We start from the raw sequence: 13416 nt of genomic DNA on the forward strand, positions 1-13416 counted from the left end.
TCTCGCATCCTTGTGCTTTATCCGTACCCCTAGAATTGGATACTCAACGTCAGTTGCGAGACAGATGGGGTGGACATGGGGAAGCTGATCGGGTACGCCAGGGTGTCAACGCGGCAGCAGGACGCAGATCGCCAGGTGTCCGACCTACTGCATGCGGGTGTGCGACGCGATGACCTCTACATCGATCATGGAGTGTCTGGAGGCCGTCCTTCGCGTCCGAAGTTCGACAAGGCGGTGGCGGCCCTGGAACATGGCGATACCTTGGTGATCACCACGCTGGACCGGTTGGGCCGGTCGACGCAGAACATGCTGGCTTTCGCCGAGGCGCTACGGGGCAGAGACGCCGGCTTGCGCGTACTGAACTTGGGTGGGGGAGACGTCGACACCGCCACCCCGATGGGGTCCATGGTCTTCACCGTCATGGCCGCCCTGGCCCAGATGGAGCTCGAGATCAAACGCGAACGCATCACCGACTCGGTGGCCAAGCGTCGGGCGGCCGGCAAGGACCTCGGTGGGCGGCGCCAAACCTTCACCGACTCCCAGATCCGCAACGCCCTCCGGTTGATCGAGGGCGGGGAGCCAGCGACCCAGGTCGCCCGCGATCTGGGCATGTCTCGAGCCACCCTCTATCGGCGTATCCGGGAACTGCCCATATCAGCCACCTGATTTGCCCTGATGCTGGATGGCCGCGGTGAGGGTCGCTCAAGAGTCCGCCAAGGCCGTCTCCATGGAACTGCGGACCCGTGGTTGAGGTAGTTAAACGGTACTTGGGGTGGGATTATGGGTCATGGCAAGTCATCGTGCTGGTCCGCTGCTGTTGCGCGAAGGCGACCGAGGGGAGCTGGTACGGCTGATGAGCTCCGTTCGTTCCGGGCCAGCGCGGCGGGGCGGGTCGTGCTCCTGGCCTCCCGAGGTAGCTCCAGCACCGTGATCACGGAGAAGATGGGACCACCCGCAGGACGGTCATCGGCGGGAAGGCCCGTGAGGGGTATGCGGGATCGATGTCGACCGGTAGGGCCGGCCACGGAGGATCGCTCACCGGGAGGTCGTCGACACCACGTTGCGGCCCTTGGCCGCCTATGACCACTGAGACCTGTTCGTATGACTTATCTAGGATCGGCACAATGCCGCTCTGGCACTGGGGGGAGGTGCCGTGCTCGACCCTAGCGAGAGCCCGGACGCGCCCAAGGTGCTGAGGTTTTCCACGGCGCGCATCCCGGTGGGCCACCGGGTGGAGCACTGGGAGTCCCACAACGCCAAGGCGCTCATCGGTCTGGATATCCGCACCATCGAGAACACCCCGTTGGTGGCAGAAGAGGTCAACCTGCACTTCCCGGCGATGCGCTTCGCACGGGTCAAAGGCTCCTCGCAGGTGGTGGAGCGCTCCGAGCAGTTCATCGCCGAGCACCCTACCGGTGATGTCGCCATGTTCTTCGCCCTCGGCGGGGAAGCGTTCTTCTACCATCCCACCGGGATGATCCTGCTCAAGCCCGGGCAGGCCGTGCTCTACGACGCCGACCGGCCGTTCCTGCGCGGCTTCGCCGCAGGGCTCCGGGAGCTGGTGTTGACGATCCCGCGTGAGGAGTACATCCGGTTGTCTCACGGGGCGTCGCTGAAGGAGCCGGTGATTTTCGAGTTCTCGTCTCCGACTGGGCTGGACCCGGCCGCGGCGGGCCTGGCCTCCTTGATCAACTCCGCCCTCGACCGGCGGGAGCTGGATCCGCAACAGGTGGAGCAGGAAGCCTTCGGCCTCGTGGAGCAGCTGCTCGCCCGGGCCCGGGGCACAAGCTCCGCGTACCGGTTGGCCCGCGATGTGATCGAGCGCCGCTTCAACAGCCCGGGACTCTCCCGCGCGGACGTCGCCAGTGCGGTGGGCGTCAGTGAGCGCCAGCTGACACGGCTGTTCGCCGCTCACGACGAGTCATTTGCCGAGCGATTGCTCGCCCACCGGCTCCAGGCCGCAGAGGCGTTGCTCGTCTCGAACACCGAGGCCGCCACACCAATCAGCGAAATCGCCGCCCGCTGCGGCTTCTCCTCCCAGGCGCACTTCTCCCGGGCATTCAAGGCCCATACGGGTGTGACTCCCTCCGAGCTGCGCAGGGCCGGCACCGCCTGAGTGATCCCGCGGTGTTAATGGCGTCGTCGGCCTCGGGGAGGGGCCAGGCGCGTCTCCTTTGATCCTGCGGGACCACACCGTGACGTTGCGGGACAAGCCCTCGGAGCGGAGAGTGTGACGCGCAACACTTTGAGGAACACCCACCGAGCACCCATCAAGCGTCACCCGGTGCGCGACCCAGGAGGTTCCCATGCCTGCTCTCGATGACGGAATCAAGGCCACGGCCCGCCCCACGGGCCAGGTGGTCGAGACTGATGTGCTGATCGTCGGCTCCGGCCCGGCGGGCTCTTCGGCCGCGTTGTTCCTGTCCACCCACGGGATCCCGAACATCATGATCACCAAGTACCGGTGGACGGCCAACACCCCCCGGGCGCACATCACCAACCAGCGCACCATGGAGGTGCTGCGCGATGCCGGGATCGAGGACCAGGTCCTGCGCGAGGCCTCCCCGCACGAGATGATGGGCGACACCGTCTACTGCGAGTCCGTGGCCGGCCGGGAGATCGGCCGCCGCCCCACCTGGGGCACCCGCCCGGACCGGCGCGCCGATTACGAGCTGGCTTCCCCCGCGATGCCGTGTGACATTCCGCAGACCATGCTCGAGCCGATCCTCGTGGAGAACGCCACCAAGCGCGGCACGCAGACCCAGTTCTCCACCGAGTACGTCTCCCATGTCCAGGACGAGGACGGGGTGAGCGTGCGTGTCCTCAACCGCCTCTCGGGCCACGAGTACACCATCCGCGCCAAGTACCTCATCGGCGCCGACGGGGCCCGTTCCAAGGTTGCCGCGGACATCGAGCTGCCCATGGAGGGCGAGATGGACATCGCCGGGTCCATGAACATCACCTTCAAGGCGGACCTGTCCCAATACGTCGCCCACCGCCCCTCGATCCTCTACTGGGTCTTCCACCCCGGGTCCAACATCGGTGGCATCGGTGCCGGGCTGATCCGCATGGTCCGGCCCTGGAACGAGTGGCTGACCGTCTGGGGCTACGACATCAACGGCCCCGCCCCCGAGCTCGACGAAGAGGAGGCGGTTCGGATCGTGCGCAACCTCGTGGGCATCCCCGACCTCGAGGTCGAGATCACCGGTTACTCCCTGTGGGGTAACAACGAGCAGTGGGCCACACACCTGCAGAAGGGCCGCGTGTTCTGCGCCGGGGACGCCATCCACAAGCACCCGCCGAGCCACGGGTTGGGCTCCAACACCTCCATCCAGGACGCCTACAACCTGGCGTGGAAGATCGCGGCCGTGCTCAAGTGGAACGCCGGGCCTGAGCTGCTGGAGACCTACTCGGCCGAGCGCGCCCCGATCGCCCAGCAGATCGTGAACCGCGCTAACCAGTCCTCCCGCGACTACACCCCGATCTTCGAGGCCCTCGGTGTGGCCGAGGCGAAGGACGACGACGAGTTCACCGAGAAGCTGCAGTTGCGCTACGAGAACTCCCCCGAGGGCGCGGCCCGCCGTGAGCGGCTCCGAGACGCCTTGGACTTCAAGGACTACGAGTTCAACGCCCAGGGCACCGAGATCGGCCACTTCTACGCCTCGGACGCCACCATGACCGACGGAGCGCAGCGCCCCGAGCCCACCCAGGACCCGATGCTGCACCACCAGAAGTCCACCTTCCCCGGCCTGCGCCTGCCGCACGCCTGGCTCGGTGACGAGAAGGAGAAGTTCTCCACCCACGACATCGCCAAGGGCACGCAGTTCACCCTGTTCACCGGCATCACGGGGCAGGCATGGGCCGACGCTGCGCAGACCGTGGCCGCAGAACTCGGCGTGGCGCTGGAGGCCGTGGTCGTCGGTGACGGTTGCGCGGTCCAGGATCTCTACGGCGACTGGATGCGCCAGCGCGAGGTCGAAGAGGACGGTGCGATCTTGGTTCGCCCGGACAAGCACATCGCGTGGCGGTCGATGTCGGTGGCCGAGGACCCGGAGCGGGAACTCGTGCGCGTACTGGGCCGCATCCTGGACCGCCCCGAGGTGTTCGCCCCAGCCCCGGCCACCGCCGGTGAGGAACTCGGCGAGCCGGCACCGGCCAACGCCTGACCGACTCCCGCGTCGAGGGGACCGAACTGCCCGGTCCCCTCGACGCGGGGTTCAGTCAACGGTCCACGCCCCCGTGGGGGCCGTGCCCCTCGCCGCATGAGACGCCACCGTCACTTATCCGAGCGGCAGTTCCGTCCGTGTTCGCGCTTATGGGGTGGGGTTGTCGGTGCGTTCCTCGTTCTTGAGGGTGGTGCCCACGGTCCACAGCTCCGGGTCGACCTCGTTGACCAGCACACGCACGGAGTTCAGCGGGGCGTCGAGAGTACTGGCGACCGTCTTGGCGACTTCACGAAGGCACTCCTGAACGACGGCTCGGTCACGACCGGCGATCATGTTGATGGTGACGATAGGCATGTTCTCTGCTTTCCTCGGTTCGCTGGGGTGTGGCGTGCTCTGGCGCTCCAGGCGGGGCCGGCTGAGTCCAGATACAGCAGTCCGTCACATGTGACTGCGGGCTGCTGTTGACGGTGAAGGGCGCCTGCCCCGTCCTCATGGAGCAGGCACGTAGTCGCCCGGACAGGGGTGAGCACCCCATCATGGCCGGTGGAACACTCAGTTCTGGGGGGCGAGGACGATGTCGAAGCGGGCCCGCGCCCAGTCCGTTCCGCTTAGGTCGCGCCCGTCCGGGGTGGGGGTGCCGGCGGACTGGGTCTCGAAGCGCTTGATCAGGGAGTCCTTGACTCCGAATACGGAGTCCCCGATCTCCAGCTGTGGGTCACCCTCGACGAAGATGTGGGTGACCAGGGTTCGCATGGCTGGAGCGGTGACCATGAAGTGCAGGTGCGCAGCCCGCACGGGGGAGCGTCCGGTGGCTTCGAGCATCGCCCCGACGGGTCCGTCGTGCGGGATCGGGTACGGGGTCGGTGTCAGGCCCCAGAAGGCATAGTGCCCGTTCTCGTCCGAGTACAGGTGTGCGCGGCCGGCGACGCGGTCATCGTCGTACTGGACGTCGTAGAAGCCGTCCTCGTCGGCCTCCCACACCTCGATCCGCGCATTCGGGACCGGGTTGCCCTCGAGGTCACACACAGTGCCCTCCACCCAGGCCGGTTGCCCGGTCGCACCGCCGGCGAGGTCCCCGCCGATCGGGATTTCCGGGGCGGTCTCGAGGAAGAAGGGGCCGAATACGGTGGCTTCGGTGGCGTTGCCGGCCACGGGGTTGTTCACGGTGATGGTCTGCATCGAGGCCCCGAGCACGTCGGAGAGCAGGATGAACTCCTGGCGCCTCTCGTCGGTGATGTGTCCGACCTGGGTGAGGAACTCGATGGCCTTCCCCCACTCGGCTTCGGTGAGGCGGACCTCGCGGATGAAGGCGTGCAGGTGCTTGGTGAGCGACTGCATCAGCTGCTTGAGGCGGGGGTCGGTGGTGTTGGCGAAGGAGGCGAGAACTTTCGCGGTCAGGGCCTCCTCGGCTGCCTGTTGCTCGGCGGACACGGCGGTGGTGGTTTCGGTCATTGGAGGAGCCCTTCTGGTGGCGGGGCGGTGGTCAGCGAGGGGCCAGTGGTGCGGTGGTAGGCATTGCCCCGGTGAGGGCCTCGGTGAGCAATTCGGTGATGTTTTCCTCGGTGACGGTCACTGGGTTTGAGGCGGGGGCTGCTTTTAGCACCCGTCCGGCCGCCTCGGGGATGTTCTCAGCAGTGAGGCCGTAGTCGGCCAGTTTCGGCGGCGCGTCCACCGTCCGGTAGAGCTCGCGCAGGGCGGTCACGGCGGTGGCGGCTGGGGTGTGGCTGTCGTCGACGGGCAGGCCGTGCAGCATCGCCACGGCCGGGTCCTCTCCGTCCCCGGTGACGGGGCGGCCCAGGGCGGTGGCCAGCCGGGTTGCCAGCTCCGGGACTGCCGGGGCGTTGAAGGCCAGCACGTAGGGCAGCACGGTGGCGTGGGTCTGGGCGTGGGGCAGGTCGAAGGTTCCACCTAGGACGTGGCAGATCTTGTGGTGTAGCCCGGACCCGGCCGAGGCGAAGGCGACCGCGGCCAGGTAGCAGCCGTAGAGTGCCTGCTCCCGGGCTTCGAGGTCGCTGGGGTCGGCGACGATCCCGCGCAGGGCCAGGTTCAGGGCTCGGGCCCCTTCCAGGGCCATCGCCTGGTTGATCGGATCGGCCTTCGGCGCCCACAGCGAGTCCACACAGTGGGCCAGCCCGTTGAGCCCGGAGGCCACCGACAGTCCCACCGGCAGCGTCTTGGACAGCTGCGCGTCGTAGACCACGGCCACCGGCAGCACGCGGTCGTCGACCCCGGTGGTCTTGGTGCGGTCCTTGGTGAGTCCCCAGACGTTGGTGGCCTCGGACCCGGCGTAGGTGGTGGGCACCGCGATCACCGGGATTCCGGTGGTCAATGCCACGGCCTTGGCCAGTCCGGTGGTCGAGCCCCCACCGACGGAGACGATCACGTCGATCGACCGCTCGGTGGCCGCTCGACGGGTCTTCTCGGCGATCTCGACCGGCACGTGCTGGACCACTTCTTCCCACCACAGCGCTGTGGTGGTGCCGGTCGTGGCGGTCTCGGCCAGGGTCCGCTCGGAGGCCCCGGCGATGACCATCGGTCGGGACGCCCCGAGTCGGCCGATCTCCGTGGCCACGTGTTCGGCGGCCCGGCCGGTGCCGAACAGCACCCGCTGGCCCAGGGTCTCGTGCGTGAAGGTCATGGACATGGGACTGGTCCTTTCAAAAGGAAGGAAGTAGAGAACAGCCAGATGGAGGGGCCGGCGAGATCGGTTGGTACGTGGCCTGTACGGCAGTGTCCCCGTCAGCCGCGGCTGACGGGGACACCTGCAACCCGGCTGGAAGGGCGACGCGGTAGGGATCCGTGGAGACAGAATCCTTACTTGGTCTGGCCCTCCTTGGCCAGGACGTAGTCGTAGACGACCTCCTCGCCCGCCCCGCCGTCGGTGCGCGGCTTCGGGTCCAGCATCAGCTCGGGCTTGACCGCCGAGGCGATGTCGTCCTCGTTGTGCGGGTCGCCGGGGAAGTACAGCTGCTGGGTGACCAGCTGGTACCCGGGGGCGGAGACCTTGATGTGGATGTGCGCCGGGCGCCAGGCGTGCCAGCCGGCCGCACTGATGAGCTGCCCGCAGGCCCCGTCGGTGGGGATCTGGTACGGGGCCGGGCGCATCGTGTTGATCTCGAAGTACCCGTTCTCGTCGGCCGTCACGGTGCCGCGGAACAGCCACTCGGGCAGCTCCGGGGCGTACTGGGAGTAGAAGCCGTCGGCGTCGGCGTGCCAGATCTCCACCTGGGCGCCCTGCAGCGGGTTGCCCTCGGTGTCGGTGAACCGGCCCTTGAACAGCAGCGGGGTGCCCGGCTCGTCGGAGCGCATCTGCAGCGTCGCCGGGGTCTCCAGCACCGGGGCGCCCGGCACGTAGAAGGGGCCCTCGATGGCACTGACGGCACCGGGGCGCTCCTTGGAGTTGACGTCCACGATGGTGTGCTCCAGCCACACGTCCAGGAACAGCGGCCACTCCCCGTCGGCGCCGACCTTGATCAGCCACGCCTTCAGCGCGTTGTACTCCTCGTAGGTGACCTCGTGCTCGACCGCGATGTCGTTGATCGCCTTGATCGCCGCACCGGCCAGCAGGGACACCCGCTCCTTCGGCACGTCCAGCTTCGCCAGCTTGCCCGAGGCGGTGAACCGCTCGGTGGCCTTGGACCCGGCCTCGACCGCGGTGCCCTCGTTCTCCTTGCGCGTTGCCGCGCCGGTTTCTGTCTGGGTGTTCGTCATGGTCTTCACACTCCTGGTGGTTCGTTGTCGGGGAGATGGGAATGGTCGACGGCTGCACCGTCGGACAGGTACGTGGTGCCCTGCGGCCCCGGGGAGACGGATTCCCGGGGCCGCAGGGAGCAAGGGGGACGGGACTCAGCGGTCGCGCAGGGCGTTGCCGTGGCCGGCGGCGCGGTCGCGGTCGCGCTGAAGGTAGGCGTTGACGTCGGAACCGTCGAAGAGATCGGGCACGGTCCAGCCGTCGAGGTCGTACTCGGCCATGCAGTCCTCGACCATGCCGTGCATGGTGTCGGTGGTGCCGTTGTGCATGGCGTTCATGAGCATCTCCACCCGCACGTTCTCGTGGTTGCCGGAGTAGTTGCGCTCATAGAGCTCGTGGCGGCCGCCGAACTCGGAACCGATCGCGTCCCACAGCAGCTTCATCAGCTTCACCCGGTCCACGGCCTCGATGCCGTTGGAGCCACGCACGTACTTGTCCAGATAGGGGCGGATCTGCGCGTTCTTGAAGTCCAGGGCACCGGAGGGCAGGTAGATCAGCCCGGAGGCAACGTCTTGTTCGATGATCTCCTTGATCCGGGGGTAGCCCTGGGCCATGAACATCCGGTAGGCCAGCCCGTAGTCCATCTTGGGCAGCACCGACCCGTTGGGTCCTTCATCCGGGTTGAGCATCATGGCATCGGCCAGGGCCCAGAACATGTTGCGCCAGCCGATGACCTCCCCGGCGCGGGCCTGCACCCCGCGGAAGTCCTGGGTGCCGGCGATCTCCAGGGCCTTGAGCAGCAGCCCGGCGATGAAGTCCAGTTTCACGGCCAGGCGGATGCAACCCTGGTAGGTGAAGCGCTGGATGAACCCGGTCTGGGGCATGAACCCGTTGATCTGGTCCGGGTCCCCGTAGGCGAAGATGTTCTCCCACGGGACCAGGACCTTGTCGAAGATGAACACCGCGTCGTTCTCGTCCATCCGCGAGGACAGCGGGTAGTCGAACGGGGTGCCGGTGACCGCGGCGTTCTGGGCGTAGGAGGTCCGCGAGATCAATTTGATGCCCGGCGCGTCCATGGGCACGGTGCAGATGATCGCGTACTCGGGCTTCTTGATCGGCAGCCCGTAGTGGGAGATGAAGTTGAAGTTGGTGATCGCCGAGCCGGTGGCCACGACCTTCGCCCCGGAGACGATGACCCCGTTGTCGGTCTCCTTCTCCACCTTCATGAAGACGTCCTCGACCTGGTCCGGGGGCAGGTGCCGGTCCACGGGCGGGTTGATGATCGCGTGGTTCCAGTACAGGACCTTCTCCTGGGACTCCTTGTACCAGCGCTGGGCGTTCTCCTGGTAGGGGGAGTAGAACTCCGGCATCGCCCCGAGGGTGCCCAGGAACGCGGCCTTGTAGTCGGGGGAGCGGCCGAACCAGCCGTAGCTCATCCGCGCCCAGGTCTCGATCGCGACCCGGGACTCCTTGAGGTCCTCCACCGAGTGCGGGACCTTGAAGAAGGGGTGGGTCTTGCCCCCGGAACCGGTGTCGGTGTCCGACAGCAGTTTGTCCGAGGTCGCCGGGTCGTGGAAGCCGTCGTACATCCGGGCGACCATGCGCACCGAGTTGCGGAAAGCGGGGTGGGTGGTGACGTCTTCCACGCGTTCACCGTGCAGATAGATCTCCCGGCCGTCCTTGAGGGACTCGATGTACTCATCGCCGGTCATCGGCAGCAACGGGTTGGCCGGGGTGGTGCGCTCGGACATGTCGCCCTGACGGGTCTCCGGGGTGGCGGTCATGATGGGGTCCTCTCCTTCGATGCAGTGATGCTGTGCTGGATGGATCGTGGGTCAACGGTGTGGAACGGAAGTAGCAGCGGAGTCAGAAGGACGGGAACGAGGTGGAGCCCTCGAACCAGCCCATCGCCATGCTGTCCCCGGAGGCCTCCCACGGGCTGCCCCCGGAGAAGCCGCCGACCTCACGGAACTTCCCCGAGACGAACAGCAGCGGGTCGGCCTCGTTGATCTGCAGATCGATGACCTCGCCGATGACGATGAGGTGGTCACCGCCGTCGTAGATGCGCCAGGGCTTGCACTCGATGGTCGCCGCATTGCCGCACAGCACGGGAATACCGTCATCAGAACGCCAGGCTGGGGCGTCCTTCATGGGCTTGCCGGCGAAGTGCAGGCAGGTCGCCAGCTGATCGGCGGCCATGATGTTGATCGCGAACGGGGCGTCCTCGAGGTACTGGGAGGCCTTGTTCCCGCGGATCAGGGTCACCTGGGCCAGCGGCGGGTCCAGGGACACGGCGGTGAAGGCGTTGACGGTCGCCCCGTGCGGGGTACCGTCCGGGGTCCGGCAGGTCACCACGGTGACCCCAGTGGCGAACTTGCCGAAAGCCTTGCGCAGCTGGCGGGCATCAATGGCCGGTGACTGTTGCTCGGCTGCAGCGGTCTCGCTCATGAAAGCGTCCTCCTCCTGGGTCGTACACCGGACAGCGGTGCCATCCGGTCATGCCCAGAAGTGTTCTGCATCACAGAGCGACCATGAAGAGGCTGTCCTGCACGGGACAGGCGATGTCCTGTGCAGGCCATCGTGATATCCCCGGCCGTCGTATTGAGACGATGGGGGAATCAACGCGTGTTCTACGCTTCCGTTGCCCGCTGGAGCTCCAGCGGGCTCACCCCGGTGCGAGCCTTGAAGACACGGGCGAAATGCGAGGGTGAGGCGAAGCCGCACCGGCGGGCGATCTCGGCGACCGTCGTGCGCGGCTCGGAGACCAGCAGGGCCTCTGCGGCCTGCAACCGGTGAGCCTGGAGATGATCGGCGAACGTCTTGTTCTGTGCGGCGAACAGGCGGGAGAGCTGGCGTTCGCTCACCCCCGCGGCAGCTGCAACCTGCGCGCGGTCCAGTGCGAGATCGCCGAAACGGTGCTCGATCTCCTGCACCGCCCGCCGGTAGGCCGAATCCCTTCCGGTGTCCGTGGCCCGAGCCAACAACCGCTCCACCAACCCGAAGGCCTCCTGCTCCACCCGGTACAGGTCCTCCTGGGGCCGGCGCAGAGCGGAGTTGATCAGCGAGGCCAAACTCGTAGCCGCCGGGTCCCTCCCCGGGTTCCCGCCGCCCGTGGCGAAATCGAACACCACCGGCTCCTTCAAAGGCTTTCCGTGCGTCAAGCGCACATACTCTTCATGCGGAACGGTAAGCACCAGCTCCTGCAGGCCGCGGGAGAACCCGCGTACGAACGGCCGGTCGGCGTCGTAGAGCACCGCCTGGCCGGGGCGGAGCAGGATCATCCCCGTGGAGTGGTAGAAAAAAGCCTCCCCGCTCAGGGCGAAGAAGATCGCCACATCCCCGGTCGGATGCTCAGCGATGACCCGTTCCGACCGCTCCACGATCTGGGACGAACCCCTCACTCCCGCGAACCGCAGGGCGGGGAAATAGAGGTTGACCTCCTCCGCCACGAGTGGGGTGTTCTCGATGGTGCGGATGTCCAGGCCGATGAGCGCCTTGGCGTTGTGGGACTCCCAGTACTCGATGCGGTGACTGGCGGGAATCTGGGCCGTCGAGAAACTGACCAAGCCCGAGGGTGGCTGAGCGCCCTGAGGTGCTGTCACTGCATCACCCCCTCCGGCGAACATGTGAGATACGGCACTCCCACAGTTATAGAGACTCCGGGGACGTCAAACCACTGCCAGGCCAAATACCCCCGGGACTTTGGTCGTCAACTTCCGCGGGCTGCGCCATCCGCACTCTCGAGATCTCCTACCACGGCAAGCACATCCAGGCCGGGCGCCCCGGCTCGCCCCTGAACTCAACCATGCCTGTCAGAACCGACAGCCCCCAGCCGAGATCCTGATGAGCAGCGCCTACACACCCACAATGAAGCCCCCCTGGCGCGCCTAAGAAAGTGATCATGGCTGCCGATCAGCGGGTGCACCCATCCTGCTTGGTGCGGCGCGACGACCCCGCCCCGGAAGCGGCCTTTGTCCGGACGGTCAGACCCGCCAGGCCGGCCCTCATAATGTCATCCGGGAACCAGGAAGTCACTGCAACAGCATCTTGGCGCCCTCTGCTTTACATATGGCCCGGTTACCGGACACGACCTGCGAGGGCGATGTTGCAGTTGGGGTTCCTTAGTGGGCGCAGGAACAGGCATGTCGTCGTGGTGGGACGCCCGCATCATGATTGTGGCTGTGAGTGTCTGCCGTCACTGCGCATCCGGGCCGGTCCGCGTACAGTAGGACCCAGTTGTTGAAGTTTCGTTTTTCGCATTTCAAGCAGTTCGCCCGAACACCGGGTGCAGCAGTTGTTCTGAGAAGACGTTTATGGCAGGCATCGCAACGCCCGAGCACCCCGATCGCCGGGGACGCTCCGTCTCCCAGAAAGCAGGTCAATTATGACTACTGGCACCGTGAAGTGGTTCAACGCCGACAAGGGCTTCGGCTTCATCACCCCCGAGGACGGCTCCAAGGACGTGTTCGCGCACTTCTCCGCGATCAACTCCGGCGGGTTCCGCTCCCTCGAGGAGAACCAGCGCGTCGAGTTCGAGACCCAGGACGGCCCCAAGGGCCCCCAGGCCGCGAACATCACCGTGCTTGCGTGAGAACACGCTGATCTCCTCGTGAGATCACCGGCGCGGGGCTGAAACGCCCCGGCGTCGACCTGACATCGCCACCCGGCTGGAGCCGGGTGGCGATTTCTTTTTGCCTCTGCCCCCCTTGACCTGCCCTTAGCGGCCTCACTGCGGCGGAATCCTCCCATCCTTGATGGCGAGGGGCGAACATGATGCCGCCAGGGGTCGCAGCTCACTAGGGTGGGGGCATGGTCAAAATCTTCAGGTCCAAGGTGGGGCAGTTGGAGCAAGGAAAGCCAGCCTCCAGCGCTGTCGATGCACCCGACACACCCCAGCCCGAGGAAAAACCGATGGCCGCCGGAACCTTCAACGCGCTGCTCACCCAGCAGGTCGGCAACGAGTTCGCCGCCTCCCACCAGTACATCGCCGTGGCGGTCTGGTTCGACAGCCAGGACCTTCCCCAGTTGGCCCGGCACTTCTACCGGCAGTCGCTGGAGGAGCGCAACCACGCCATGATGATCGTCCAGTACATCCTGGACCGGGACCTGCCGCTGACCATTCCCGGGGTGGGGGAGGTGCGCAACGACTTCACCGACGTCCGTGAGCCCCTGGCCCTGGCGCTGTCCCAGGAGCAGGAGGTCACCGAGCAGATCAAGGCGCTGTTCGCCGCCGCCCGGGCCGAGGGGGACGCGCTGGGGGAGCAGTTCATGCTCTGGTTCCTGAAGGAGCAGGTCGAGGAGGTCGCCTCGATGACCACCCTGGTGAACGTCGCGCGCCGGGCCGAGAACCTCTTCGACCTGGAGAACTTCGTGGCCCGGGAGCACGTCGGCGACGGCGGGCACGGTCATGGCTCGGGGGCGCCGCAGGCCGCCGGCGGGGCCGCCTGACGCACCAGCACGACCTCGCGGTGGCCGGAGCACCGACGAGCGACAGGCAGACCCGCTGACGCCCTACTTCACATAAGGCCCTCTACCGGCCCCTTTCCATGAGGGCGATGT

General features: G+C 66.7%; 12 protein-coding genes. 5 read left to right on the top strand and 7 right to left on the bottom strand.

All coding sequences use genetic code 11. The annotated features are described in order from the left end of the window. The first annotated feature begins 75 nt into the window (after window positions 1-75). The 3 genes from CK505_RS08350 to CK505_RS08360 all read left to right on the top strand — a co-directional run bounded on the left by CK505_RS08350 (window position 76) and on the right by CK505_RS08360 (window position 4166). On the top strand, window positions 76-666 hold the full coding sequence (locus tag CK505_RS08350) for a recombinase family protein (protein WP_095650811.1): 591 nt from the start codon (window positions 76-78) through the stop codon (window positions 664-666). A gap of 487 nt (window positions 667-1153) precedes the next feature. Beyond that, window positions 1154-2116, top strand: coding sequence for an AraC family transcriptional regulator (locus tag CK505_RS08355; protein ID WP_095650774.1), 963 nt, complete (start codon window positions 1154-1156; stop codon window positions 2114-2116). Window positions 2117-2306: 190 nt separating this feature from the next. Continuing rightward, window positions 2307-4166 (top strand): FAD-dependent monooxygenase, encoded by a 1860-nt coding sequence (locus CK505_RS08360; protein WP_095650775.1) that lies wholly within the window; start codon window positions 2307-2309, stop codon window positions 4164-4166. Window positions 4167-4313: 147 nt separating this feature from the next. On the opposite strand, the gene CK505_RS08365 is transcribed toward CK505_RS08360, so the two are convergent. From CK505_RS08365 to CK505_RS08395, 7 genes are all read right to left on the bottom strand, one after another. Continuing rightward, window positions 4314-4520: a tautomerase family protein gene (locus CK505_RS08365; protein WP_095650776.1), complete on the bottom strand. Its 207-nt coding sequence runs from the start codon at window positions 4518-4520 to the stop codon at window positions 4314-4316. Window positions 4521-4718: 198 nt separating this feature from the next. Next, the gene (locus tag CK505_RS08370) at window positions 4719-5618 is read right to left on the bottom strand and encodes a dioxygenase (protein WP_095650777.1); all 900 of its coding nucleotides are present in this window, start codon (window positions 5616-5618) and stop codon (window positions 4719-4721) included. A 31-nt stretch (window positions 5619-5649) separates the two neighbouring features. Further along, entirely contained in the window at window positions 5650-6810 is a 1161-nt protein-coding gene (locus CK505_RS08375; protein WP_095650778.1) for a maleylacetate reductase, read from the bottom strand. Window positions 6811-6980: 170 nt separating this feature from the next. Then, on the bottom strand, window positions 6981-7877 hold the full coding sequence (gene catA, locus CK505_RS08380; protein WP_095650779.1) for a catechol 1,2-dioxygenase: 897 nt from the start codon (window positions 7875-7877) through the stop codon (window positions 6981-6983). Between the two features lie 135 nt (window positions 7878-8012). Then, window positions 8013-9641, bottom strand: coding sequence for a 4-hydroxyphenylacetate 3-hydroxylase family protein (locus tag CK505_RS08385; protein ID WP_095650780.1), 1629 nt, complete (start codon window positions 9639-9641; stop codon window positions 8013-8015). A gap of 82 nt (window positions 9642-9723) precedes the next feature. Then, on the bottom strand, window positions 9724-10305 hold the full coding sequence (locus CK505_RS08390) for a flavin reductase family protein (protein ID WP_095650781.1): 582 nt from the start codon (window positions 10303-10305) through the stop codon (window positions 9724-9726). A gap of 182 nt (window positions 10306-10487) precedes the next feature. Beyond that, entirely contained in the window at window positions 10488-11423 is a 936-nt protein-coding gene (locus CK505_RS08395) for an AraC family transcriptional regulator (protein ID WP_255250918.1), read from the bottom strand. Between the two features lie 818 nt (window positions 11424-12241). Here CK505_RS08395 and CK505_RS08400 point away from each other — a divergent pair. Both CK505_RS08400 and CK505_RS08405 read left to right on the top strand, forming a co-directional pair. Then, window positions 12242-12448 carry a cold-shock protein gene (locus CK505_RS08400; protein ID WP_035923571.1) on the top strand — a complete coding sequence of 69 codons (207 nt, stop codon included), beginning with the start codon at window positions 12242-12244 and terminating at the stop codon, window positions 12446-12448. 320 nt (window positions 12449-12768) lie between these two features. Continuing rightward, on the top strand, window positions 12769-13305 hold the full coding sequence (locus CK505_RS08405) for a ferritin (protein ID WP_095650783.1): 537 nt from the start codon (window positions 12769-12771) through the stop codon (window positions 13303-13305). Window positions 13306-13416: the final 111 nt, after the last annotated feature.

This window comes from Kocuria sp. WN036 (assembly GCF_002287015.1).
Classification (GTDB): domain Bacteria; phylum Actinomycetota; class Actinomycetes; order Actinomycetales; family Micrococcaceae; genus Kocuria; species Kocuria rosea.